Here is a 24803-nt window from a genome sequence, read left to right on the forward strand (position 1 = left end):
GGTTAGAGCGCCCCCTGCGGCGTTGCAGGAGCAGTCTTATGCGGCGGCGGAGTACTTCCATCCGACGGCACGATCTCCGGCCCCTTGTGCTTGACCGGCGCAGCCGCCTTCGGTGCACCAGACTTTGGCGCACCTGGCTTCGGCGCACTTGGCTTCGGCGCCACCTGCACCGGTGTAGTTGTCCTCGGCGCGGTGACAGTTCTTGGCGCAGTCGTCGTCTTAGGCACAGCCGCCGGTGTCCTCGGCGCCACTGTCGTTCTGGGCGTAGCCGCCGTCTTAGGCGCACCCGTTCCTGGTAGTACCGTAGCCGGCGTCCTGTGCGGTGGCGGAACACTGCCGTCCGACGGCACCAGCTTCGGTCCACGCGGCTTGGCAGCCGGCATCTGGGCCGCGCTCATCGGGGCCACGTTCTTTCCTGAGCTCACATCCGGCGAGTGTGCTCCCGGCGTCAGATCCGCTGCCGGCGGCGTCTCGTCCGGCGAATAGCGATCCGGGTGCAGCGCCTGCAGCGGCCGCATCGGGCGCGTCACATCCGCAAGGTTGTCGCTCGTCGCGCCCTGCTGCTCCAGCGGAGGCGCATTCGGGTCCACCCGGCTTGGCAATCGTTCCGCCAGGATATCCGAGGCCCTCTGCTGCATATTGTCCAGCTCCGCCTGATCCAGGTCCTTCTGATCCTGCTTCGGCATCTGGTCTCCGGTACTGGTCACCACCAGCACCTCTTCAAGCTGCGCCAGGTTCGCGCCCGGTTTGATCAGCACATCCTGCATCGGCTCGTGGTCCGGGTCATCCACCATCTTCTCGACCGTTCCCACCGGCAGCCCGCGCGGAAAGATCTGGTCTCCGCCGCTGGTCACGACCTTTTCGCCCGCCTTGATCCGTTCATCCGGCATCACGTTGACGATTTCCGGCTGGCCCATCGCATTCCCGCGCAGCACTCCACGAATGCGCGTCGTCTCCAGCACCACCCCGGCTCCGCTCGCCGGGTCTGAAATCATCAGCACCTGGCTCGTATGCGGAAAGACGTCCCGCGTCTTGCCCACGATTCCATCCGGCGTAATCACCGGCATATCCGCCTTGATCCCGTCGTGCGAACCCTTATCGATGTAGAGTACCCGCGATTGGTCCGCGCCCGAGGCTCCGATCACCTGCGCCGCCACCGTCTGGTAGACGTATTTTCCTTTGAAGTCGAGCAGCTGCTTCAGCCTCTGCCCTTCGAGTGCATCTTCCGCTAGGCTCGCCTCTTGCAGCTTCATCCGGTCGATCTCGGCCTGCAATTCGCGGTTCTGCCGCCGCACGTGAACCATGTCGACATAGTTCATCCACCAGCTGCGTGAAACGCTCCCGGTGCCGTGCGCCACCCGCTCCGGCGGAGCTACCAGGCTCACCATCCAATAGCGGATCAGCCGCACCGGCCCGCGGTCCGGCTGGCCGGGCAGCGTCCGCCGCACCTGCACAGCCAGCCCGAGGGTTTGCGCCAGCAGCACCGCGATCAGTACCAGGGCGTTTCGGTATCGGCTGAAGAAAGATTCCATGAGCTGTTACGGCTGCCTGCTGCGCCTCAGTCGATCTTGATCTTCCGCAACAGCCGGAAGTCGCTCAGCATCTTGCCCGTTCCCAGCACCACGCTGGCCAGCGGATCGTCGGCAATCGACACCGGCAGCCCCGTTTCCTCGCGAATGCGCTTGTCGAGATTCTTGATCAGCGCGCCGCCGCCCGTCAGCACGATGCCGCGATCGCTGATATCCGCACTCAACTCCGGCGGCGTCCGCTCCAGCGCTACGCGAATCGCGTTCAGGATCGTCGAAATGCACTCCGTCAGAGATTCGCGAATCTCCGAGTCGTCGATGGTGATCGTCTTCGGCACGCCTTCGATCAGGTTGCGGCCCTTGATCTCCATCGTGATCGGCTTGTCCAGCGGGTAGGCCGACCCCAGTTCGATCTTGATCTGTTCCGCCGTCCGCTCGCCGATCAGCAGGTTATATTTCCGCTTGAGGTAGTTCATGATGGCCTCGTCCATCTGGTTCCCGGCCATCCGTACCGACCGCGAATAGACGATGCCCGACAGCGAGATCACCGCAATATCCGTGGTGCCGCCGCCAATGTCCACCACCATGTTGCCGCTCGGCTCCGTAATCGGCAGCCCTGCGCCGATCGCCGCCACCATGGCCTGCTCCACGAGGAAAACCTCGCTCGCCTTCGCCCGGTAGGCCGAGTCCTCGACCGCGCGCTTTTCCACCTGCGTAATCTCTGACGGCACTCCGATCACAATGCGCGGATGCACCATCATCTTGCGGTTGTGCGCTTTCTGGATGAAGTAGTTCAGCATCTTCTCGGTGATCTTGAAGTCTGCGATCACTCCATCCTTCATCGGCTTGATGGCGACGATATTGCCCGGCGTACGCCCGAGCATCTCCTTCGCCTCCTTGCCCACGGCCTCTACTTCGCCGGTGTTCTTGTTGATTGCAACTATCGACGGCTCGTTGACTACGATGCCTTTGCCGCGTGCATAAACGAGGGTGTTTGCCGTGCCGAGATCGATCGCCAGATCGCTCGAAAAGATGCTGAACAGCGAGCGCACACCGTGCGAACGCGACGAACGCGATGAAAAACCATTTAAGGCCATTGAAGTGGGAACTTTTCCGTGAGTCTCAAGCCAATTGTAAGGCCTGTGCCGGAATGACGCATTTCGAAAAAGTGACTATTGTGGCACCTGTTTCAGAATGGGAGTTACTTCCGCTGCTCCAGCCCCGCCACCGGCGCGCCCATCTCTCCCTCTACCGCCGGGAACAGCAGAATCCGCAGGTCGATCAGCGCATGCACCACCATCGGCAGCAACAGCGATCCCGTTGCTAGATACGCCGCGCTGAACACTCCTCCCAGGACCGTTGTCGCAAGTATCCCCGAAATTCCCTGGTAGCCATGCCCCAGCCCGAAAGCGACGGCCGCCAGCACCACCGCCCCCCACAGAGGCGCATTCCACGAATGCGCAAAGTAGTGGAAAAGAAAGCCGCGATAGAGTGTCTCTTCGCACACGCCAGCCGTGATCGATAGCAGCGCAAACAACTGTCTCTCCCGCCTCGTCACCGGCAGAAAGAAGGCCAGCCTGCTCAGCTGCTTTTTCACCTTCTCCCGCATCTGCAGGTTTCTTGCTGCGGCCACCACCGGCAGCGCCAGCCCGATGGCTATCGCCAGCATCAGCCCATAGACAAATCCGCCTGTCAGCCCTTCTGTCGGACTGCTGTTCAGCCGGTACCCGAACCCCGGTCGCATCCTCGCCCACACGATCGCCGTCGCCACCCATAGCCACAGCGCCGTCACCGCGTAGGCCCGTATCTTCTTGTTCGGCTCCGTCGAGCGCTTCAGCCGTAGCGTATACCAGTAGTCCCAGATGGGCACGACGACGATCAGAAAGGCAGCAAGCAGAAAGGGCATGGGCGGTATCCTAGCAGTCACCCCCGAAAATCTTTCTCAGAAAATCTCTCAGTACTCTCAGGGTTGAAAGATCGTTAATTCCCTGGTCATCACCCTATGGTTACTATCGTTTCTGAAAACAGGTCTATCCTGTTGAGCCCCCCGGCATCTTTCTCCAAGATAGAGAGATGCGTTTGCCACACCACGCCGGGCCACTTCTAAGCACTACCCTGAAACACCCATCTCTCTCTCTTCCGAGCGAAGCGCAGCCTGCATCTGCTGCCGGAGCCGGGCCCAGCGCCTTCCGTCCGCCTCTGCTCCTGCCGGCTGCGATCCTGCTGGCCGTCGCAGCCTTGTCCTTCGCCTTCTGGCCGCAGATCAGGTGGCATCTTCAGGCTCTCACCGTGCTCATGGGCATCAACGGAGACAGCATCCCGCGCCCGCTCCAGCTCGTTGCCGACGCGCCGGTCCTCGTCGTGGACACAACCATCCCCGGCGTCCACGGCCCTTTTCCGGGCCGTCTTTACCGTCCCCAGGGCATCGCCGCGCCGCCCGCCGTCGTCCTCGTGCATGGCCTCTACTACATGGGTATGGATGCGCCGGACCTCACCTCCTACGCCCGCCGCCTCGCCGCCTGCGGCATGCTCGTGCTCACCCCTGACCTCGCCCAGCTCCGCGACGACCGCATCGACGGCAGCTCCATTGACAGCATCGGCGACTCCGTCCGCTGGCTGGCCGCGCAGAGCCACGCTCCCGTCGGCCTCATGGCCATGAGCTTCAGCGGAGCGCTCTCCCTGCTCGCCGCCGCCCGCCCGGAGAATCAGCCAAGCGTCCGCTTCGTCTTCGTTTCCGGCACCTATGACAGCCTTCCCCGCGTCATCCGCGCCTATGCCGCTCATCGCGAGCCGCTGCCCGGCGGCCACAGCGTGCCCACCGATGGCAATGACTACGGCTCGCTCGCCATCGAGTATGCCTATGTGGATCATGTCGTTCCTCCTGCCGACCGCGCCGCCGTTCAGGGTGTCATTCGTGCCCGGCTGCAGCGGCACAAGCGCCTCGCTCTCCAGTTGGAGTCTGCCCTCACCGCCATCCAGACCGCCGAGATGATCCAGCTCCAGAGCCCGGACACCCTCAGGCGTGCAGCCACCGATCTGGGGCCTGGCCTCGACTCGCTCTCGCCCCGCAACCAGCTCTCCGCCTTCCGCGCGCCCGTCTTCGTTCTTCACGGCAGCGACGACCCGATCATCCCCACCGGAGAAGCAGCCTGGCTGGTTCGCGATCTGCCCCCCGGCGTCCTGCGCGCCAGGCTCATCTCGCCCATCTTCGCCCACGCCGGCATAGGCGTGGAGACCCACCGCTGGAAAGACCGCTGGCAGCTCGTCCACTTCTTCGCCCAGGTGTTAAGAACCGCCGAAGCAGGGTAGGACTTTCCGCCACTCAATGTGTAGGTCATGTATGTCCACCCCAAAATTGATAACGACCGTTGTGCTCGCGCTTGGATTCATTTCTCCTTATAGCGCTACGGGTCTGAGTACCCAAAAGGAGAGTTTGATCCGGAAAGCGGCCCCCGTTTCGATAGAGGCTGCCAAGCGCATCCCTGTGTCTATCGCAAGAGACTTGATCCTGGTGCCCGTTGAGGTGAACGGGCGCCAGACCCAGTTCATTCTCGACAGCGGGTTTGCAGGGATCGCGCTCAATCGAAGATTGGCTACTGAGCAAAACCTTCTGCCTGCCGCCGAGAAGATGAAGTTGAAGGGTTTGACTCAAACAGCAAAAGGGATGCTCAGTTCAGTAACAGGAGTCCAGTTGGTGCTTGGTGGAGAAGATATTTCCGAGCCAAAAGTCCTCGTTCTGGACTTGTCGCCTATGGAGAGTGCCTCAAAGATACAGATCGGAGGACTACTCGGCGCTTCATTTCTTTCAAGGCACCTGGTCTCCATTCATTATCAGGAGCAAGTGATCGTTGTGGGTGGACGGGTGGAACCGTCTGGTGCAGATATTGTCCTCCCCTTTGATCGTTCGAGACTGCCAATCATCGCCATGCAGCTACAAACCGGCCCGCGCAAATTTAGCAAGGGGCTTTTTATGGTGGATACCGGCAGCGATTCGGGGATCATCTTGAATTCCAGCTTTGCCTCGCATCATGAGGCTGCCATCCTGGATCGCCATCTAGTTCCGAGAGGCTATGCGCTAGCTGGCCTCACCGGAAGCGCCAGCTATCAAGAGGGGTTTCTCCGGTCGGTTCTGGTAGGGGCTGGCCAGCTCTCCAATCAGCCCGTCACTATCGTAGAGGCCCAACGAGGCGTTGCCGGGGATAGCCATCTCGCGGGCACCATAGGCAATGCATTTTTGTCCAGGTTCACTTTGGTAATTGATTATGAACATGCCCGGGTGATCCTCCGCCCGCTGCCTCAATCGAAAGCAGATTGATCGGCTTGCTTTACTTGCACATAAGGCTGATCGTCGCCGGTGTGTGAATCGCAGCCAGGACTGGTTAATGCCGTTCGAGCCGTTGCACGTCTATTAGACGTCGCGACTGTAAAAGCTGGCTGAGAGTCGAGAGCGCCACCCCGCTCCGCCTGCTATCCTTGATTGTTTAGCCAAACAACCACAGGCGATTACGACCAATGTCAGCAAAACTCTACAAGAACCTCATCGGCGGGCAGTGGGTTCCTTCCCGCACCGGCAAGACCTTCCTCAACATCAACCCTGCCGACCACAGCGACATCGTCGGCGAATTCCAGTCTTCCGCCGCCGAGGACGTCTCCGACGCCGTAGACGCTGCCCGCGAAGCCTTTAAGACCTGGCGTCTCGTCCCCGCGCCAAAGCGCGCCGAGATCCTCTACCGCACCGGCGAACTCCTTCTGCAGCGCAAGGAGCAATACGCGCAGGAGATGACCCGCGAAATGGGCAAGGTGCTCAAGGAGACCCGCGGCGATGTGCAGGAGGCCGTCGATACCGCCTTCTACATGGCCGGGGAAGGCCGCCGTCTCTTCGGCCAGACCACGCCCTCCGAGCTGCCTAACAAGTTCGCCATGTCCGTCCGCCTGCCCGTTGGCGTCATCGGCATGATCGCCCCGTGGAACTTCCCCATGGCCATCCCTTCGTGGAAGCTCTTTCCGGCGCTCGTCTGCGGCAACACCTGCGTCATCAAGCCCGCTGAGGACACGCCTCTCTCCACCTACAACCTCGTGCAGACCCTCATGGATGCGGGCCTGCCTCCCGGCGTCGTCAACATCGTCACCGGCTTCGGCCCCGACGCAGGCGCTCCACTGGTCTCGCACCGCGATGTTCGCGCCGTCTCCTTCACCGGATCGAGCGAAGTCGGCCGCATCATCGGTCAGACCGCCGCCGCCAACTTCAAGCCCTGCTCGCTTGAGATGGGCGGCAAAAACGCCATGATCGTCCTTGAAGACGCCAACCTCGACCTCGCCCTGGAAGGCGCGCTCTGGGGAGCCTTCGGCACCACCGGCCAGCGCTGCACCGCCACCAGCCGCATCATCGTCCACAAGAGCGTTGCGGAGAAGTTCATTGCGAAGCTGGTCGAGCGCGCCTCCGCCCTCAAGGTAGGCAACGGCCTCGACGAGTCCGTGGAGATGGGCCCGCAGGTCAACCAGCAGCAGATCGAGACCTCCATGCGTTATTGCGAAATCGCGCAGCATGAGGGCGCGAAACTCGTCTGCGGCGGCTCCGTGCTTGAGGACGGCACCTTTGATCAGGGAACCTTCTTTGAGCCGACCGTCTTCGCCGGCGTCAAGCCTGAAATGCGCATCGCCCGCGAAGAGGTCTTCGGCCCGGTCGTCAGCGTCCTTGAGTGTGACAGCTTCGAGCACGCCATCGAGATCGCCAACAGCATCGACTACGGCCTCTCGACGGCGCTCTACTCCCGCGACGTCAATCGCGCCTTCCAGGCCATGCGTGATCTTGAGGCCGGCATCACCTACATCAACGCCCCGACCATCGGCGCTGAGGTCCATCTGCCCTTCGGCGGAGTCAAGCACACTGGCAACGGCCACCGCGAGGGCGGCACCGGCGCACTCGACTTCTACACCACCTGGAAGTCCGTCTACGTCGACTACTCTGATCGCCTCCAGCGCGCCCAGATCGACACCGGCGAATAATCCCCGCATCCCCGGCGCACGCTCGTGCGCCGGGGGATGCGCCTCTAATGCGTCGCCACCACCAGCGAAGCCGTCGTCGGGTCCGCTCCCGTCGTCGCTGAAAAGGCTGGAACCAGCGCTCCCGGCGTCGTCGTGCTGAAGGTGAAGACCTGCAGGTCCGGCAGTCCATTACTGTTCACCACCGCCAGGTACGTCTTCGTGTTGTCCTCGGCCAGTGAAACCGGAGCATATCCGGTCGCAAACGGTGAACCCGTCACCGGAGTCAGCCCGCCCGTCGTTACATCCAGGCTGAAAGCGCTGATGTCTCCCTGCCCGGTTCCCGCGCGATTGGCCACGTAGACAAACGCGCCCGTCTTATCCACCAGCACCGCCGTCGGTCCCAGGTCGGTCGCCACCGGCGAACCCTTCACCTCTGCCAGCGACCCGTTCGTGCTGATCTTCAGCACCCTCACCGCATTGATGCCCGTCTCTGTTGCAAACAGGTACTGCCCCGTCGGCTCCACCGCCAGCCCGTTGATCGAGTCGTTCTGATACCGCGGCTGCAGGATCGAGTTATATTTCGCCAGCGCGCCATTCCCCGGGTTGAAGCTGAAGAGGTCCATCCCCCCCGTCCCCAGTGAGATGTACACCAGCCCGCCATTCGGCGTATACGCAATGCTCGTCGGCGTCCCCGGATCGAGCGCAATCTGCCCGCCCGACACCTGTGACAGCCCGCCCGTCTGCGGGTCGATCTGGAACAGGTTCACCACCGCCGACACCCCGCCCAGCGAGTAGTCCGCCTCGAACAGCCAGTTACCCGTCGGGTCTACCTTCAGCACCGCCGGGCTCACCCCCGTCAGTACCGGATTCCCGTTGTTCAGGATGCTCAGCGATCCGTTCGCCCCGTTCACCGCGTAGGCGTAGATGCCCCCCGCCACAATCCCGCCCACATACAGGATCGAGTTGCTCGGCGTTATCGTCATCGCATTTGGCGGAAACCCCACGTTATAGGGCGAATTCGTCGACAGCGCCAGCTGGCTGTTCGCCAGCGAGAACCCCGCCACTGTATTCAGGTTCTGCGCCTCGTTCGCCACGTAGAGGAAGTTCGCCGTCGTGGTCCCGCCGCCGCCGCCACCACCACCTCCTCCTCCACCGCCGCCGTTCGACTTCGGCTGGAAAAACTTCCCGCAGCCCGTCAGCCCCAGCACCGCCGCCAATCCAAAAATCCACGCAGCCTGCCGGCCTCGTCCCTGTCTCATCCCTCGATCCCTTCCGTCCCTGCGCCTTCGGCGTTTCCCGTGGGCAGCCACGCGCCCCTCCGTTATACTTTCCACACTCATGCGCCGAACGCTCCTGCCCCTGCTTCTGCTTCTAACCCTTAGCTCTTCCTATTGTCGCCTCTCCGCCGCCGAATCGCCCAGATTCTGCGCCGACTGTGTCCGCGCCGACGAAGACTTCCTCGCCTCCGACGAGCTCCACGGCCGCGGCAGCGCCACCCGCGATGAACACCTCGCCGCCCTCTTCGCCGCCTCGCTCTTCCAGAGCTTCGGCCTCGCCCCAGGGGGAGACAACGGCAGCTACCTTCAGAAGGCGCCGCTTCCTCAACCGCTCCCGCCTCGCATCGCCGCTTTTCTCAGCAAGTTTCAAGACACCCCCCGCACCGAGACCTGGAACGCCGTCGCCATCCTCCCCGGCTCTGAAGCAGAGACGCGCCACGAGGCCATCCTGCTCACCGCCCACCTCGATCACCTCGGCATCGGCCCCGCCGTCAACGGCGACTCAATTTATAACGGAGCCGACGACGATGCCTCCGGCACCACCGCCGTCCTTGAACTCGCCCGCGTGCTCGCCCACGGCCCGCGCCCCCGCCGCACCATCATCTTCGCCCTCTTCGGTTCAGAGGAGCTGGGCGGCTTCGGCAACGCCTGGTTTCTCGCCCATCCGCCGGTCCCTCTCGCGCAGATCGTCGCCAACCTTGAGTTTGAAATGATCGGACGCCCTGACCCCGCCACCGTCCCGTCCACTGACTTCTGGCTCACCGGCTACGGCCGCAGCAACCTCGGCCCTCAGCTCGCGAAGCACGGTGCCCGCATCGCCGCCGACCCCCATCCTAAGGAGCACTTCTTCCGCCGCTCTGACAACTACGCCCTCGCCCGGCGGGGCATCATCGCGCAGACCGTCTCCAGCTTCAACCTGCACAAGGACTACCACCAGCCCAGCGACGAAATCGGCAAAATCGACTTCCCCTACATGGTCTCCGTCATCAGCTCCATGCAAAAGCCGATCACCTGGCTGGCCAACACCCGCTGGCGTCCCACCTGGAACTCCGGCGGCAAGCCTTAGCGCTCCCTGCCGTCTATCCGGCTCGTGCCGCGGCGCAATTTTGGATTGAAACGCCCATTGAGACGTGCTCGCCATTTCATCCCTCGAACCCCTGGGCTGAGAGGTTGGCTCTGACGGAGTCGGGTCATGTGGCGAAAATGGGTACACCAATCCGGGATAAGCGCGCTCCAATACTTAGCTTATTAAGAGAGGAAAGGCTGGATCTGGTGCTACAGAGCGACAAGGTGATGTCGCACGGCGTGGAGGACGAGCGATACCCTGTCTTCAACCTCGAGCTTGCGAAAGATCGAGGTGAGGTGGTGAGACACAGTAGCTTCACTGATGTGCAGGCGTTCGGAAATCTCCTTATTTCTCAGACCCTGACAGATCAACTCAATCACCTCCTGCTCACGAGCACTGACCGGAGGTTTCTTCTCCCCATCTGCATGGTCCTTTTTCCCGTTGCCGTTTCGCAGCAGGTCACTCAGCATCCCTTCGGTAACGGCGCGCTCAAACCACAGTTCTCCGCGATTGACAGTGCGTATAGCGATAGGAATGTGGTGCACCGGCCTTTCGCGCTTGAAAACGCCATTGATGCCAAGACGTAAGATGTGCTGAAGAAATGCGGAATCGTGGCGGGCCGTCAACAGGAGCACGCGGGTATGCGGGTAATCCTCTTTCAGTGCTTGCAGCGGATCAAACTCTTCCCGCAGGAGTTCGGTGCTTACCAGTAGTACCTGCGGCGCGTGGGTAGATACTACCTCCATCAGGCACTCGCGCTCAGTACATTCGGCGAGAATCCGTATATCGCTGTGATCTGCTATGGAACTTCTCAAGCCACACAGCGTCAGCGGCTGATTATCCGCGAGGACGACTTCAATCACATTCATGGGTTCATTTCGATATTTCGTACGGGCCAGTGTGCCCAAATGTGAATCTAATTGACTACAGGGTGCCGATCAGGTAATAACTTTAGATAACATCCTTCATGAATTGGTTGGTTCGCCTTCCACCAGGGGTAATCCCATGCCCAATGCCGCTGTGCATTGTATGCAGGTGCTTGCAGCAACGATGCTGCTTGCCTGCTGTAGCTGCAGCTCGACCGCAGTAAGCCAGGCTCCAACGAGCCAAAACGCTGGAAGTCAAACAGCGCCTCTTCCTTCCGAGACGGCACGCAGCGCCTATGATTTCGTCAACAGCATCGGCGTAAGTGCTCAGCTGAACTACTTCGATACCAGCTACGGCAACTTCCCGCTTGTCGAACGCGAACTGCAGTCCATTGGCATCCGGCACTTGCGCGTTGGCGCTCACTTGCAAGGAGCGGATTACAACGCGCTTCTATATGGGCGCTGGTCAAAGCTGGCCAGCCTGGGCATTCGCTACAACGTCGTAGTCGATCCGCGGAGCAATCTTGGCACTCTCGCCGCCCCGCTCCTTGAAGAGATCGACGACCTTGCGAACGGGTCCATCGAGTCCTTTGAGGGCGCGAATGAGATGGATGTCAGCAATATTGCGAACTGGGCCTCGATCGACCGCAACTACCAGGCATCGCTCTATCAGTCCGTACAGGGGATGGTGGATACGGGGCCGATCTCAGTGATTGGACCATCCATGGCCATGGCTGGCGATGGCGCCACCCTTGGAGACATCAGCCAGGATATGAATTACGGCAACCTGCATCCCTATCCCGCAGGCCAGGTGCCGTCGGTCATCTTTCCCCAGCAGCCAAAGCTGGCCCAGAGCGTATCAGCTTCTCTACCGGTCATCATCACCGAGACCGGCTATCACAATGCGCTGAACGATCATCGCGACCAGCCGGGGGTCTCAGAGGCTGCTGCCGCGAAGTACATCCCCCGCGTCTTTCTGGAAGATTTCTCCCACGACATCTTCCGCACTTACCTCTACGAATTCATGGATGAGAAGCCGAATCCTGACCTTACCGATGAACAGCAGCACTGGGGCCTGCTCCGCGCGGACGGCTCGGAAAAGCCGGCATTTGCCGCGATGAAGAACCTGATCAGCGAGCTCAGCGATGCAAATGAAACGGCAAATCTGGGGCAGCTGAACTATTCGGTAAGCAATGCGAATGCACAAACCCGGCATCTGCTGCTCCAACGGTCTGACGGACAGTTCTTTCTGATCTTATGGCAGGATGAGTCGAGCTTTGATACTAAGAATCAGGTAGACATCGCGAATGCTCCCCAGCCGGTTACCGTCACCGTGAATGAAAGTGTCAAAAGCATGACCACCTATGAGCCGGCAGTTCAGGCTGCACCGATGAACTTCTATAACGGCCAGAATAGTATCTGGGTGCAGGTTCCCGATCATCCGCTGGTTATTCAGATTGCGTTGAAATAGCGGAAGCTTCGCGATCCGGCAGGGCAACCTTAACGATGGCGTCGGGCCGCACAAGCTCGCAGTAAACGGCCAGAACTTCGGCAGCCATTACTTCGACTCGAAACGCCTCGACTCCCTGCATAGCCCGCTGCTGCCACATTCGGCGCTCGTGGTCGTCTCCGAGCAGCCGACATAGAGCATCAGCCAGTGCAGGTACATTCTCGGGCGGCACCAGCAGCCCGGCCCGGCCCTCGTCCAGCGCTTCGGCAGTTCCATCGGTGCGCGAGGCGATGATGGCACAACCAGCCTCTCGTGCCTCGATCAGGACGAGACCGAAAGATTCGCGTCGCGATGCAAGGACAAAAACATCGGCGCTCATCATGTACGCCTGTGGGATGGCCTGGAACCCTTCAAAGTGGATCTGCTTGCTCCACTTGCTTGAGCGCGCCTGCTCCTCAAAAACCCGCCTGTCCGGACCATCGCCGACGAGATAGAGTTGTGCGCCCGTGCATCTCTCTGCAGCTATCTCAAAGGCGGATATCAGCTCGGCGATGCCCTTGTTGTGGTACATCCCCGCGACTGTCACGATAGAGGGCCTGGCGATTACCGCTGGCCTCACGCTTTCCATCCTCGGCAGTCTGGGAGTTCCGAGGGTCCGGTTCAGCGCCACGCGGAGCTTTTTCCTTTGGATCCCCTTGGTCGACATCGTCGCTGCTACGGAGTGGCTGACGGCTATCACCCTGTCCGCCAGTCCCATGAGGGTTGATTCCCGCTCGCGGACATTGTGCAGGTGCGCGATCAGCGGAAAGCGGTAGACCAAGGACCAGCCCCATGCGAGCAGAAGGCCGGTGCGCATATGTGCATGCACTACATCGGGCCGGAACTGGCGGAGGTGCCGCCTGAACAAAAGCAGAGCGCGCATCATGTTGGGAACGCTGCGCGACTGATCGAGTTTGAAGTGACTGACTCCGAGTTCCTCAAGTAGAGGCTCATAGCCACCGCCTGCCGAAGCAATGGCCACCACGTGTCCCTGCCTCGCCTGTTCGATTGCCAGGTCGACAGCAGTATTCACGATGCCGTTGCCGAGGACGGTTACATCATTCAGGATGTGCAGAATTCGCATGGGCGTTTCACTGTTCTCGAGCGTTTTCATATTTGCCGTGAGCTTACGACGGGCCAATTTTTAACGAAGCAAACAACCTCAAGGGCATAGCCGTTACGGAAGAGAGGCGTCGATGCCCACTCTAAACGGCTGCGAATTCCAGCGGGTCCGGCTGTTCAACGGCGCCTGCAATACTCTCTGCCCCCGCCAGGCTCAAGGCCGCGAACGTCCACACCAGAAATCCGAGGAGTCCGGTGACCACGCTGTTCAGCAGACACTGTGCCGCCAGGCCGATGACGATTGCCTTCGATGCCATAACGAAAGGGTCGGAGTGGTCTGCCCGGGCCAATTGGACAGTCAGCGTCACCAGTCCCACGCCATAGATCAGGGAGCCTATCCAGCCAAGCTCGTAAAGGAACTTGAGCACTGTGCTGTCGTCGGGGCCAATAATGTCGTCGTCTCCCTCGGTATTGTGTTTGGCGTCCGTACTGCCGATTCCTTCTCCAAAAGGTTCCTGGGCCAGTACTCGCAATGCGGATTCATGTCCTTCGATTCGCGCCGAGTAGCTGACGTCCTCATTGGCGTTTGAGAACGAGTGAATGCGCGTCGTCACTTCACTATGAATGACCGGAATCTGCAGCGAGGCCAGAAGGAACACTGCACATGCCACGGCAGCAAGCGCCAGTCGCAGCCGCTGGCGCATGTCCAGCCTCATCGCGAGAAAGGCGAACCCGGCAATCAGATCTAGCCAGCCAGAGCGGACCATGGTAAGCATCAAAGCAAGAAAGCCGCAGCCGGCAGCCAGCAGACGTAGCTTCCCCTTCGCGCAAAACAGCAGCAGCAGACCTGCCGCCACAACAGCAGCAAAGATCATAGGGGCATTCATGGTGCTGAAGACACGCACTTCCATTGCTTCCGGAGTGCCGAAAGAGTTCATCTGTACATTCAGCATCCACATCTTGTCCCAGCCGGGCAGAGTGAAAAACTGATAAACGCCGTAGGCGCCTGTCACCAGCATTCCATAAAGAAATGCCTTCTCGATCGCACTCCGAAACTCCTGATACAACTCGCGGTGATGATAGAGAAAGTAGCCGAAGGCGATTGGCACCAGCCAGTTCAGCAAAGCGCGAAAAACATCGAACAGCGGGAAGCGCGACACCCCGACGAGGAAGCCGTAAAGAACGGCAACCAGTGCGCACGTATAGGGCAGCGACTGCCGCTTCCCAAGGTGCCGGAGTGAGGTGAGCAAGGTGATAAAAGAAACGCCCGCCGCGAGATAGGGTGCCAAAAGAACAGCGCTCTGCGCCTGCCATCCACTCTGGAAGTCTGCCATGCGTCTGAGGAACGGTGTTAGGAACCACAGCCAGAACACCAGGCCAACATAAAGTGGCTTCGACCGCCAGAAGAGAAAGGCGCTGACTGCCAGTGCGAGCACCGGAAAAATCAGCCGCAGCAGACCTGCCTGCCCTGCCGCAATGCATAGAGCAGGTACGCAGATCATCACCGCCACGGCCCCAAGCGTCTGCGCCCGATACGGGCGCACCGGTTGGATGGCCATCTGCGGCATGTTGTCGATGCGGGCAGCCGTCAACATGCCGCACGCTCCGGACGCAGGCTTAAAGCCGCATGGAGAAGAAGCTTGAGATCGTTGCCGTTAGGCATCAGCTGCGGCGGGCTGGTCTTGAGGAAGATCCTGAATCCGCTGTAGATGAACAGGAGACGCGCGACCGTGGAAGTAAGCAGCGAAATCGCTGCCCCGTAAATTCCATAGCGGGGAATCAGCCACAGCATCATAGGAATGCTCAGTGATAATCCAATCGCCTGCAGGATCGTCACGACTCCGGGACGGCCCACAGCAAGGAATGCCTGCGCCAACACAAATGTGGCTCCTGAGAGAATCACCTCAAGCACCAGAATGCGGAGCACCCCGGCGGCCGTGGCGTATTCCTTTCCATATAGGATGCGCAACAGCACAGGGCCGGCTACGCACACGAACAGTCCACATGCCGCAGTGATAAGACTGCTGATGCGAGCCGACCGTCCCGTCAGCGCCACAATGTCTTCCTGAGAGCGGCCCGTGGCCTTCGGAAACAGCACCATAACTACCGAGTTCTGGAAAAGATTCAACATCCGCGACAAGCTCAAGACGACAACATAAGTTCCCATCGCGCTGGGAGACAGCATGCTGACTACCAGCACTTGGTCCACCTGGAGGGCTAATGTGCCGAGCACGTCGATGCCGTACGACCGTATGCCATAGCCCAGTAGCAGCTTCATTGAGGAGGGACTGAACTGCCAGCCGCCGAACCCAAGCCTCCGCACCCGGCCGAGCATGAGGATGAAAGTTGGAATGGAAGCGAGAATGTATGCAATGGCCGCGGTGTAAGGATTCAGTTTGTGTGCAGCCAGGAATGCGAGAAGCCCTAGCAGCGTAGCGAAGGGGGTGAGCATCTGGATGGCATTCGATGCGGAGAACTCATCGGCTGCCTCTAGAACCGCACGACCGACCAGCGTCATTGAACAGATCGGCACAGTAAGCAGAAACCACTGTGCCGCATGGATCATCGACAACGGGTACTGATGCAGCCAGAACGGCAGCCCGAACGATGCGACGATTGCTGCCAGGGAGCCCAGCAGGGTCGCCATAAGAAAGCCGTTCGCAATCAGCCGCTCTCTTTGTTCCGGCAGTTTACGCAGGTGATAAATCAGGGAACTGGGGATACCCAAAGTGGTGAGGCTGGCCACAAGCAGCGGCCAGAGACCCATGGCGGCCAGTTCTCCCCGGCCGTGGGGCAGCAGCATCCGCGCCGTGAGAATTCCAGTCGAAGCCTGCAGTCCCAAAATAACGATCTTGCTCAAAATAGAATGCGCGACCGCACGCGAACCCTTGCGGACGCGTGGAACCCCGGCCTCAGGCGTAGGCATTATTTTTGCCGGGGCTAAGCTCATGCAACTTCCTGTTGGCCTACTGGCAAGTTCTGGATCGGCGGTGAAATGCCAATCAAAAAATCAACCAGCCGCTGTTTGAATATGTGAATGTCATAGCGTTGGGCGCGCCGCCTGATCGCAGCAGGGTCCCACGTACGGCTTTCGCAATCTTCCAGACCCTCGATTAATGACGCCGTGGTCTGCTGACGAAAGAGCACGCCGTTTAGGCCCTGAATAATCGTCTCAGTCGCACCGCCGGCGCCGTAGGCCACTACAGGCCTGCCAGCCGCATTGATCTCCAGTGGCGTCATGCCAAAATCTTCCTCCCCAGGGAAGATCAGTGCTTTGCAGCGGCTTGCATATCGATTCACTACGCTGTCTGGCTGCCTTCCGAGGAAGGTCACCCGGGGTCCGGCCAGAGACTCCAGCCGTGGACGGTCCGGACCGTCTCCTATCACTATCAGCCGGCGATTTGTCGCGTTGCATGCTTCGATAGCGAGATCGATACGCTTGTAAGGAACGAGTCGGGAGAGCACCAGGTAATAATCATCGACCTGTGGACTTATCGTGAACCGTGATGTCACGATCGGAGGCTCGATCACGTGGGCCTCCACACCGAAGGCGGACTTCAGTCTCTCGGCGACAATATGAGAATTCGCAATGTAGTAGTCAGGGCGTTTCGCGGCGCGCAGCTCCCAGTGCTTGAGTCCCTGGATCATCAAGTTCAAGCCTGCCTTCGTTACCGAATTGAAATGCTCACGCTCCATGTAATCCGGAAAGCGCCATACCCATCGCATGGGATTGTGACAATAGCACACATGCACTGCTCCCTTGCGACGCTTCACTCCCTTGGCGTATCCGCAGCAACTACTCACAATAAGATCATATTCGTCCAGCTTTGCTGCCTCTATCCCGAAGGGATAGAGCAGAAAGTAGTGTCTGTAGAGCTTGTCTTTTGCTGGCAGCAACTGCATCCATGTAGTCTTCGGGCCCGCGTCGCGAAGACGGGGTGATATCCGTTCTGGGACTGCGAACGTGGTACAAAGATCCGCGTCAGGCAGGGCATCGAGAAGCGCTTCCGTCACACGTTCTGCGCCACCCATCTGAGCAAGATAGTCTTGAAAAATCGCAATCCGGGACATGTTTTCTCCTTTTTTTATTTCGATCGTTGTCCGCTTGTGACAGTTGGGGATATCTCCCGTGCCGGATTGCGCATGGCCGGGAGTTGTGCATAAAAGGCATGCAGCCGAGTGAGAAATTGTTCTATCGAAAATCGAGGGCAGACAGTCTTCTTCGCCACTCGCGATACCTGCTCGAGTAAGTCGGGCCTTTGCGATAACTCCGCCAGCTTTAATGCCAGCGCTGACGCATCTCCCTTGTCGATGAGCCACCCGGTCTCACCGTCGGTGACGATTTCAGGGATTCCACCTACGCGGGTGGCGAGCACAGGTGTGCCGCAGGACATGGCCTCCACCAGCACCAGGCCGAACGGCTCCTCGCGCGAGTTCAATACCATCAGGTCCGCCGATTGCATCACTGCGGCAATGTCGCGTCGCTCGCCGGTGAAATGCACCCTGTCCGCCAGTCCGTTTGCATTCACCTGCGCCAGCAGTGCGCTCAGATACTGCTCTTCATGTTCAAAGACAGGTTTGCCAATAATCGCCAGATGTAGATGCGTCGCATTCTGGTGAATCTGCGAAAAGGCGTCCAGGAGTTCCCGTAGCCCCTTGCGCGCGCATATCTGTCCAACGGCGCATATCAGGAAGCTGCCCGTAGGCAAGCCGAGTTCACACTTGAGCGGGGCTTCTCCCTGCGTTCTCCATGGGAACTGGCTGAGGTCAGCTCCATTGTGAATCACGTGAACTCTCTTCCCGAACGGGAGACTACCTTTGAACGCGACTGCGGTTGCGTCAGAGACCGCCACTACCTGCGTGCGGCGCGAGGTGTATGCGAGTGCACGGATGGCTGTGCTGAGAGGATGTCTCGGCAAAATATCATGCACGTGCCATAGCACGATGCGTCCTGTTCCGATCGTCGCGATAGTTGCAGCAATGCCTGCGCGCAATGTGTTGGCATGCACGAAGTCGGGATTGAGAGCGGCGATTTCGCGCCGCATCCGTGTCATCACGCGGACGAAGGAAATCGCATAGCTGAACAGCAGATCCAGTCGCCACGTAAACCGGGCCTTGAGTGTTGGGATGGTTGCATAGGGAATGCCTTCTGCAATCAGCGCGGTCTGCAGATCGCCGTCGGCAGGGCACATCACAACTGCTTCATAGTCCGAACGCTCAAGACCTCTGAGCATACTGAGGAGCACCTTTTCAGCCCCGCTCACCCGACCCGTATGATTGGCGTAGACGATCCGCCTTTTGCGTGAAGCGGTCATGCGGCGCCCTTGCACTTGATCACCGCGGGAAGAGTCCTCACCAATATCTTCAAATCCAGCAGGAGCGACCAGTTGTCTATGTAATCGAGATCAAGCGCAATCCAACGATTGAAGTTCACATTGCTCCGCCCGCTTATCTGCCACAGGCAGGTGAGCCCCGGCTTCACGCTGAAACGCCGCATAAGCCATGCCTCGGAAAAGCGGCCCACGTCGCGCAGGTTCAACGGACGCGGCCCTACCAGGGACATCTCGCCGCGCAGGACATTGAAGAGTTGCGGAAGTTCGTCGATCGAGGTTCTGCGCAGAAAAGCGCCCACTTTTGTTATTCGTGGATCGGAAAATATCTTGAACACCGGTCCGCTGTTCTGATTCAGGTGCTCCAGTTGCGCTTGTGCGGCTTCAGCATCGACAACCATGCTGCGGAATTTGTAGATATGAAAGATCCGCTTGTGCAGGCCATATCGCTTCTGGCGAAAAAGCACCGGGCCTCTGCTGGTGGCTTTGATCAGGATTGCGACCACCAGAAGAAGCGGCGAGAGCAGAACCAGCCCGCAGGAGGCGCCTGCAATGTCAATCGCGCGCTTCAGGTGGTGACGCCGGTCGTCATAGACCATCTTCAGTACGATCCTGCGCATGGCGCCGTTCTCGTCGCTGTAGATTCGTTTAGCAATCGACGTTTCAAAAATGTCGGCGCTGCATTGCACCTGGACCCCGGCGCGTTCGCAGATCCCGACCACTCGTTCCACCGCGTCGTATTGTGAGCGGATCGGCAGCACGATAACTACCTCATCCACGACATGCCTCATCAGAATGTCTTCGAGATCTCCGACACCGCCTAATACGCAGTCTCCGGCCGCCGCTGTACTCAGGCGGTCTGTACCTACGAAGCCCAGCAGCGCGTATTTCCACTCCGGATGAGAGATCAGTTCGCGACGCGCATGCTCCGCGCGGAGACCGCTGCCCACGATGATCACGTTTCTTGTTTTCCTGAGGCGCGGACGCACGTAGGTGCCGTAGGCGGCGAGCACACTTCGCAGTGCGCATACCCCGCAGAGCGAAATCAGCCAGGAGAGCCCCAGGCTCTTCCAGAAGTGGCCATGGTGCCACAGGACGGAAACGGCGCTTGCCGATACTCCCGAGCTGAGACCGGTGGCCAGCGCGAGACGGCCGAAGAGTCCTTCCGCCGACCGCACATGGTGCCATGTGTAGAGATCGCAATACCAGAAGATGGATCGCCAGATGATCGCCAGCATCACCAGCATTACAAGGTGTTCTACTGAAACCCTCATTGCAAGCAGGTCAACAAGGCTATAGCCGGACTCTATGCTGTTCGCAGGAAGCGCAATGAGTATCAGACTGGCGCTAACGATCGCGAGGTCGAGGGTTCCGCAAATAAAACTGATCGGGCCTCTGACGAGAAAAGCAGGCAGGGTAGTGCGCGGTTCAGGTAGTGGAGAAAACGCACGCGTATCATCTATCCTCTCCTGTGCAGTTTGCTTGCTCATAAGCCTTCTTTCGGCGCGAGATCTCGCTGGTCGCAGCCAGTGGATGTCAGACTCGCTTCTGATCGTTCTAAAAAGGAATAGTGGTGGGGTCGAAATAAAGCCCCAAATTAGTGGCCTTCATAACACGAGAGAATTTCTCTAGCTTGTTTCGCGTGACGAGTAGCATGTCTCCGGGCTGTAGCCCAGTATCCCGCTCCAGATCGGACGTCTTGGTTACCTTGTGAAGATTCAGCTCCCGCACTTCCGCATCCTGCTGATTGATACGGCGAAACAGGATGACCCTGGTATCCCGGGCCGATTCTGAAAATCCGCCCGCAAGCATAACTGCCTGCAGGGCTGTTGTGTCTTCACGAAGCTCGATCTTTCCAGGCCTTTGCACCGCTCCGGCAACGACAATGTAGGGGTGTTCGAAATCCTTGAGCGTAAGGTTGACTTCAGGGTTATTAAGACGGCTGGATGCCTTGGCGACAATTTCGTTATGAAGCTGATCGAGAGTAAGCCCGGCAGCCTTCATGTCCCCCACAATGTCCAGAGTCACATATCCATCAGGCTGGATCGTCACTGTCTGGTTGAACTCCGGGGTATAGCGATAGTTGATTACAAATACATCGCCCGCATGCAGCGTATACCGGCCCCGATGATGAAGTTGCTGGTCCGCCCGCGACGGCAGCGGCGCCAGAAAAAGGACCGCTATCAGCATTACAACCAGCCTGTTCATCGTCTGCTCCTTCTTGATAAGTGAGAGGGTTGTTGCACTATAGCCTTCTATAAATCCAGTCCGGAATCGGATAGGTTCTCTTGTTCAGAACATGGCCAAGTATTTGGCCTTGCGCCGCTTCGATGGTTCGTTCCGCGTGGCTGAGCTGTTCGCGTCGCGTGCGATTGGCCTCGACAACCAGAATCACTCCGTCAACAAATGGAGCCACGCTCAATACATCGCCCGACTGTTTGAGCGAGCCGCAATCGAGAATCGCGTAGTCCACCTGAGTGCGTAGAAAGTCGATGCAGTCGCGTCGATATTGCCAGCTACCGTCCCAGCGGCCGTTTCTTTCCGGTCGGAGTTGTATCCGGTCCGTAACTTCAATTTCACAGAGATTGCCGCTCGCCCGTGACAAGGATTGCTGCAGCGTCTCCATCGAAGATTGGCAGAGCGCACGAAGAGCGCGTAAGTCAATTCGCGCCACCGTGCTGAACCTGCTCGTTGCCAGCTCTTCAGCAAAAGTGCGGGTAACATAGCTGACGCCTTCTCCCGGACTCACTGCTGCAAATGCAACGACCGTACCTCGAGCTTCTTCCTCGCGGGGCCGTTGAAATACGGTATAAAGCAAAGTGTCATATACCGAGAAACGGCCCAGGCCTCCTATGGGCCTCTCCTGTAATCCGCTGCTGGATTCCCTCATGATGCCTTCGGTCCCTTCCGCGAACGCTCGTAAACTGGTCTCAGGGTTGATTCCACATGAGCATGCGAGATTGCCAGGCGCGTAGAACTCGCAGGTTCGCCTTCCCTCGTCGGTACGTCATCACTCTGAGGTAAGTTGGGCACCGTCGCCAGTAATGGATAGCGCGAAACTGCGTCCAGTTCACGCGGAGTGGCGATAGTGCTGCGGCCCATCTCTGCAAAAAAGACCATAAAGCTGGCCAGGAAAATCGCAGTGAAGCTGCCAAGGGCCACATCAAGTACTGGTTTCGGTCGCGAAGGCATAATAGAAAAAGTAGGTGCCTGGGCAACTGCGACGTTGAGAAGTTTGTCTGCATCCATCGCATCCGCCATGCGTGCCTCATCTCGCTTCTGCGCATAGAGTTGATAGTTATTCGTGAGCTCAGCTACCTTCTGGTGCAGCGTCGTGAACGCAACAGTTGATCCCTCGATTCCGGCGAGGGTGCTCTGCAACTGGCTTATCTGCTTCGTCAGTTCGCTATGCTGCGCTTTCAGCGCTTGCCGTTCCGCTACGTTCTGCTCAATCGCGCCTGTGACCTGTTCCCACACCGGATTTACATCGGAGGAGCGTTGCTGCGACCGCAGCCGCTCCGCATTACTGAGAGCAGCCTTTGTATCGGCAATCTGCTTGTCGGTTTCCAGCACCAGCCGATCGGTCGGCGTGAACTTGGTCAACAGGGTGGTCCGCTTGTTCTCTAATACGGCCAGCATCGTATTGAGTTGCCCGACAGAGTAGTCATTTTGCGCAATGCGCTCCTGCGTCTGCTGGCGGGCAGGAACATGCTTGAGTTCCGCCGTTTCGGCATTCAGCCGCTGCGTCATTTCTCCGAGCTGGGCATCCGTGCTGCGCAACTGGCCTTCCGCATCCGCGATCTGCCGATCGAGCGTCTGTTCTCTATCTGGCAGCGATACGAGCTGATGGTCTTGCTGGTACTGGGCGAGCTGCTGCTGTGCAACATCCAGTTCACCCTTGTAGCGGTTAGCTTCTGAAGCAAAGAACTTATACGTGCCCGGCGGATGTCCGATATCGCGCTGCTTGGCGAGGAACGCCGCAAGCAGCCGGTCGAGCGTCGCTGTAGCAACCTTCGGACTTCTCGCGGTGTAGGCCACATGGATGACATTCGATTTGCGGACCATGTCCACAGACAGGTTTTTTGTGAATTCCCCGACAGCCCGCTCGTGGGCCTTCAGCGCAGCCGGACTCATCCCGTCAATGGCTTTGGTGCTCCACTGCGGATCGACGACTTCGTCTGCAAGGGTGCGGCTCCGCAGCACCTGAATCTCAGAATTGATCTGTTCCTCGGTTATTCCATTCACATCAATAGTGCTGGTGGTCCGCTGCGGCGTGATCTGGTAATTGCTGCGTGCATTCTGCACAAGAATGCTCATTTCAGATTCATACTGTTTAGGAATCAGCAAAACGAACGCGACCGTCACCGCGATCGTCAACGCTACAACAGCTATCCAAAGGCGGCCATAACGAAACACCGACTCAACAAGTGGTCTTACTGACCCCTCATTGGAATCACCAATCCGAGGGATATTCTGCAGTTGCAAACGGTCTCTCCTTCAGCTACTCAGGCCATTCAACAATGATCCCGACAAAAGGAAATGCCTGGGTAATCAAAGCCGTATCGAGTGTGCCTACCAAAAAAATGCGGCTACATGCAAAGATGCCCTGCTCAATCCGCGAGACCATCAGATGTTTATGCCAATTTGTGAGGTGAAATTATGCCCCGGCACGTAGCATGAAACAGCCACTGGCATGCACGGAAATAGCAGGTCTCTGCTACCTCGCCATGGCAGAATCTGCCCGGTCGCGAATCGCACATCATTAGAGCGCAGCAGCGCATCCTAGTGCGATGACAAGTATCCGCTCCCGAAAGAAGCCCTTAAGATGAAGCGCCTATTGTGCTTATCGCTTTCCTTGGTCCCGTTGTTTTGTTCTTTAGCCATCACCGGCTGCGGCTTTACGCCGGGCTTTGGTTCAGTCAACCAGATCACCCTGGCCATCTATCATCCGCTCTGTGTGGATGTCGTTGATGCCAGCACCGCCAGCGGAGCCCCGGTTCAGGTTTATGCCTGCGGCACAGGCAAGCGCAGTCAGGAGTGGAGGCTCAACCCCATCGACTCCAATGGAGGGCTGAACATTGTCAACGTGAACAGCAACATGTGCATGAGCGTTTCCGATACCCCTGTTACTGCGCCCGGCCAATATGTCATCCAGGAGACATGCTCCGCGAGTGGCACCCAGCCCAACCAGGTCTGGACCATGGTCAAGGCTCCCAGCCAGCCCGGCTATCGTTTTGTGTCGGCGGCAAGCAAGCAATGCCTCGATCTGCCCTATGGCGCCGTCGCTTCCATTGATCATCTGCAGCAGTACTATTGCACTGACGGCGATCCCGCGCAGGGCTGGTCGATCACGCAGGTTGGCCTCGGCAATATACCCTAGGCACTCCTGCACCCGGCCTTCGTTTCTGTTGCAGCGCTCCGGGGTGCGAACTCTCCAGCCTGCAAAACTTCCTTCCCGCGGCCCGCCTCCGGCTGTATCATCCCAGCCATGAATAAACTTGCGCCATTCCTCTGGTTCAATGACAACGCTGAAGAAGCAGCCGAGTTCTATCTGAGCGTCTTCCCTCACGCCAGCAAGCTCGGCGAGGTGCGTTCCAGGGGCGTCGGGCCCACGCCCGCGGGCAACATCGTCACCATCACCATTGAGCTTGAGGGCCAGCAGCTGATCTTTCTCAACGGAGGCCCCGCGCATCAGCTCACTCCCGCCTTCTCGCTCGTCGTCCCCTGCTTGTCCCAGCAGCAGATCGACAGCTACTGGGACAAGCTCGTCGAGGGCGGCAAACCCATGGCCTGCGGCTGGCTTACAGATCGCTTCGGTCTATCCTGGCAGATCGTGCCAGCCAATATCGGCCAGCTCATCAGCCACCCTAAGGCCATGCAAGCCATGATGGGCATGATCAAGATGGACCTCCCCACCCTCGAAGCCGCCGCCCGCGAGAGCTGAGCCTGCGCAGCCACCTCGCTCAGAACCGTCGCGGCTATAAGCCCCGTGCGAACTATGCAATCGTCCTCTATCTCAATAGCCTTGGCTGCCGTCAAGAAGGCGGCCCCTCGGCGCTGACACTCCGCGAATGGAAGCCCATTTTTCTTGTTGATAATCTACTCGTAGGTTCCAAAGTGAAGCGGTTGAACATATCGGCCTGTTCGCGCCAGTTGTGGCCAGGGCTTCCGCCAATACGCCTCCGCTTCAAGGAGAGCCAAG

At 59.0% G+C, this 24803-nt stretch carries 21 protein-coding genes; 7 read left to right on the forward strand and 14 right to left on the reverse strand.

The window, feature by feature from the left end:
- Positions 1-2: 2 nt before the first annotated feature.
- The 3 genes from mreC to C7378_RS13135 all read right to left on the reverse strand — a co-directional run bounded on the left by mreC (position 3) and on the right by C7378_RS13135 (position 3432).
- Positions 3-1532, reverse strand: a complete 1530-nt coding sequence (gene mreC / locus C7378_RS13125) for a rod shape-determining protein MreC (RefSeq protein WP_207901434.1) — start codon at positions 1530-1532, stop codon at positions 3-5.
- 26 nt (positions 1533-1558) lie between these two features.
- Positions 1559-2623 carry a rod shape-determining protein gene (locus C7378_RS13130; protein WP_131997508.1) on the reverse strand — a complete coding sequence of 355 codons (1065 nt, stop codon included), beginning with the start codon at positions 2621-2623 and terminating at the stop codon, positions 1559-1561.
- A gap of 104 nt (positions 2624-2727) precedes the next feature.
- Positions 2728-3432, reverse strand: coding sequence for a CPBP family intramembrane glutamic endopeptidase (locus C7378_RS13135; protein ID WP_131997511.1), 705 nt, complete (start codon positions 3430-3432; stop codon positions 2728-2730).
- Positions 3433-3599: 167 nt separating this feature from the next.
- Between C7378_RS13135 and C7378_RS13140 the strand changes: the two genes are divergently transcribed.
- The 3 genes from C7378_RS13140 (at position 3600) to C7378_RS13150 (ending at position 7532) form a co-directional block, all read left to right on the forward strand.
- Positions 3600-4835: an alpha/beta hydrolase family protein gene (locus C7378_RS13140; RefSeq protein WP_131997514.1), complete on the forward strand. Its 1236-nt coding sequence runs from the start codon at positions 3600-3602 to the stop codon at positions 4833-4835.
- 31 nt (positions 4836-4866) lie between these two features.
- Entirely contained in the window at positions 4867-5841 is a 975-nt protein-coding gene (locus C7378_RS13145) for a retropepsin-like aspartic protease (RefSeq protein WP_165876805.1), read from the forward strand.
- Between the two features lie 197 nt (positions 5842-6038).
- Entirely contained in the window at positions 6039-7532 is a 1494-nt protein-coding gene (locus C7378_RS13150; RefSeq protein ID WP_131997521.1) for an aldehyde dehydrogenase family protein, read from the forward strand.
- Between the two features lie 44 nt (positions 7533-7576).
- Here the strand turns inward: C7378_RS13150 and C7378_RS13155 are convergent, their stop codons facing one another.
- On the reverse strand, positions 7577-8770 hold the full coding sequence (locus C7378_RS13155) for a lactonase family protein (protein WP_165876806.1): 1194 nt from the start codon (positions 8768-8770) through the stop codon (positions 7577-7579).
- 79 nt (positions 8771-8849) lie between these two features.
- Here C7378_RS13155 and C7378_RS13160 point away from each other — a divergent pair, with 79 nt between their 5' ends.
- A complete protein-coding gene (locus tag C7378_RS13160) occupies positions 8850-9854 on the forward strand; it encodes a M28 family peptidase (RefSeq protein WP_131997527.1) in 1005 nt (334 codons plus the stop codon).
- 209 nt (positions 9855-10063) lie between these two features.
- On the opposite strand, the gene C7378_RS13165 is transcribed toward C7378_RS13160, so the two are convergent.
- Positions 10064-10762: a helix-turn-helix transcriptional regulator gene (locus C7378_RS13165; RefSeq protein ID WP_131997530.1), complete on the reverse strand. Its 699-nt coding sequence runs from the start codon at positions 10760-10762 to the stop codon at positions 10064-10066.
- 121 nt (positions 10763-10883) lie between these two features.
- Between C7378_RS13165 and C7378_RS13170 the strand changes: the two genes are divergently transcribed.
- On the forward strand, positions 10884-12191 hold the full coding sequence (locus C7378_RS13170) for a hypothetical protein (protein WP_207901435.1): 1308 nt from the start codon (positions 10884-10886) through the stop codon (positions 12189-12191).
- Here the strand turns inward: C7378_RS13170 and C7378_RS13175 are convergent.
- The 9 genes from C7378_RS13175 to C7378_RS13215 form a co-directional block, all read right to left on the reverse strand.
- Positions 12169-13323: a glycosyltransferase family 4 protein gene (locus C7378_RS13175; RefSeq protein WP_243648247.1), complete on the reverse strand. Its 1155-nt coding sequence runs from the start codon at positions 13321-13323 to the stop codon at positions 12169-12171. The two genes, C7378_RS13170 and C7378_RS13175, sit on opposite strands and share 23 nt — an antisense overlap.
- Before the next feature lie 91 nt (positions 13324-13414).
- Positions 13415-14866 carry an O-antigen ligase family protein gene (locus tag C7378_RS13180; protein WP_131997536.1) on the reverse strand — a complete coding sequence of 484 codons (1452 nt, stop codon included), beginning with the start codon at positions 14864-14866 and terminating at the stop codon, positions 13415-13417.
- Positions 14860-16197 (reverse strand): oligosaccharide flippase family protein, encoded by a 1338-nt coding sequence (locus C7378_RS13185; protein WP_131997538.1) that lies wholly within the window; start codon positions 16195-16197, stop codon positions 14860-14862. The genes C7378_RS13180 and C7378_RS13185 overlap by 7 nt, the downstream gene beginning before the upstream one ends.
- A 20-nt stretch (positions 16198-16217) precedes the next feature.
- On the reverse strand, positions 16218-17342 hold the full coding sequence (locus C7378_RS13190) for a glycosyltransferase (protein ID WP_131997541.1): 1125 nt from the start codon (positions 17340-17342) through the stop codon (positions 16218-16220).
- Between the two features lie 14 nt (positions 17343-17356).
- Entirely contained in the window at positions 17357-18586 is a 1230-nt protein-coding gene (locus C7378_RS13195) for a glycosyltransferase (protein ID WP_131997544.1), read from the reverse strand.
- Positions 18583-20091: a sugar transferase gene (locus C7378_RS13200; RefSeq protein WP_131997547.1), complete on the reverse strand. Its 1509-nt coding sequence runs from the start codon at positions 20089-20091 to the stop codon at positions 18583-18585. The genes C7378_RS13195 and C7378_RS13200 overlap by 4 nt, the downstream gene beginning before the upstream one ends.
- 67 nt (positions 20092-20158) lie before the next feature.
- Positions 20159-20809, reverse strand: coding sequence for a polysaccharide biosynthesis/export family protein (locus tag C7378_RS13205; RefSeq protein ID WP_131997550.1), 651 nt, complete (start codon positions 20807-20809; stop codon positions 20159-20161).
- Positions 20810-20846: 37 nt separating this feature from the next.
- Complete coding sequence (locus tag C7378_RS13210) at positions 20847-21350, reverse strand: P-loop NTPase family protein (RefSeq protein ID WP_131997553.1); 504 nt, start codon at positions 21348-21350, stop codon at positions 20847-20849.
- 137 nt (positions 21351-21487) lie between these two features.
- Complete coding sequence (locus tag C7378_RS13215) at positions 21488-23086, reverse strand: GumC family protein (RefSeq protein WP_131997556.1); 1599 nt, start codon at positions 23084-23086, stop codon at positions 21488-21490.
- Positions 23087-23426: 340 nt separating this feature from the next.
- Between C7378_RS13215 and C7378_RS13220 the strand changes: the two genes are divergently transcribed.
- Entirely contained in the window at positions 23427-23981 is a 555-nt protein-coding gene (locus C7378_RS13220) for an RICIN domain-containing protein (protein WP_131997559.1), read from the forward strand.
- 108 nt (positions 23982-24089) lie between these two features.
- Positions 24090-24545, forward strand: a complete 456-nt coding sequence (locus C7378_RS13225; protein WP_131997562.1) for a VOC family protein — start codon at positions 24090-24092, stop codon at positions 24543-24545.
- Positions 24546-24803 lie beyond the last annotated feature (258 nt).

It is taken from the genome of Acidipila rosea (assembly GCF_004339725.1).
GTDB classification, from domain to species: domain Bacteria; phylum Acidobacteriota; class Terriglobia; order Terriglobales; family Acidobacteriaceae; genus Acidipila; species Acidipila rosea.

Coding starts and splice junctions, on each gene's coding strand:
- mreC (WP_207901434.1), bottom strand. CDS start 1,532: ATGGAATCTTTCTTCAGCCGATACCGAAACGCCCTGGTACTGATCGCG.
- C7378_RS13130 (WP_131997508.1), bottom strand. CDS start 2,623: ATGGCCTTAAATGGTTTTTCATCGCGTTCGTCGCGTTCGCACGGTGTG.
- C7378_RS13135 (WP_131997511.1), bottom strand. CDS start 3,432: ATGCCCTTTCTGCTTGCTGCCTTTCTGATCGTCGTCGTGCCCATCTGG.
- C7378_RS13140 (WP_131997514.1), top strand. CDS start 3,600: ATGCGTTTGCCACACCACGCCGGGCCACTTCTAAGCACTACCCTGAAA.
- C7378_RS13145 (WP_165876805.1), top strand. CDS start 4,867: ATGTCCACCCCAAAATTGATAACGACCGTTGTGCTCGCGCTTGGATTC.
- C7378_RS13150 (WP_131997521.1), top strand. CDS start 6,039: ATGTCAGCAAAACTCTACAAGAACCTCATCGGCGGGCAGTGGGTTCCT.
- C7378_RS13155 (WP_165876806.1), bottom strand. CDS start 8,770: ATGAGACAGGGACGAGGCCGGCAGGCTGCGTGGATTTTTGGATTGGCG.
- C7378_RS13160 (WP_131997527.1), top strand. CDS start 8,850: ATGCGCCGAACGCTCCTGCCCCTGCTTCTGCTTCTAACCCTTAGCTCT.
- C7378_RS13170 (WP_207901435.1), top strand. CDS start 10,884: ATGCAGGTGCTTGCAGCAACGATGCTGCTTGCCTGCTGTAGCTGCAGC.
- C7378_RS13175 (WP_243648247.1), bottom strand. CDS start 13,323: ATGAAAACGCTCGAGAACAGTGAAACGCCCATGCGAATTCTGCACATC.
- C7378_RS13180 (WP_131997536.1), bottom strand. CDS start 14,866: ATGTTGACGGCTGCCCGCATCGACAACATGCCGCAGATGGCCATCCAA.
- C7378_RS13185 (WP_131997538.1), bottom strand. CDS start 16,197: ATGCCTACGCCTGAGGCCGGGGTTCCACGCGTCCGCAAGGGTTCGCGT.
- C7378_RS13190 (WP_131997541.1), bottom strand. CDS start 17,342: ATGTCCCGGATTGCGATTTTTCAAGACTATCTTGCTCAGATGGGTGGC.
- C7378_RS13195 (WP_131997544.1), bottom strand. CDS start 18,586: ATGACCGCTTCACGCAAAAGGCGGATCGTCTACGCCAATCATACGGGT.
- C7378_RS13200 (WP_131997547.1), bottom strand. CDS start 20,091: ATGAGCAAGCAAACTGCACAGGAGAGGATAGATGATACGCGTGCGTTT.
- C7378_RS13205 (WP_131997550.1), bottom strand. CDS start 20,809: ATGAACAGGCTGGTTGTAATGCTGATAGCGGTCCTTTTTCTGGCGCCG.
- C7378_RS13220 (WP_131997559.1), top strand. CDS start 23,427: ATGAAGCGCCTATTGTGCTTATCGCTTTCCTTGGTCCCGTTGTTTTGT.
- C7378_RS13225 (WP_131997562.1), top strand. CDS start 24,090: ATGAATAAACTTGCGCCATTCCTCTGGTTCAATGACAACGCTGAAGAA.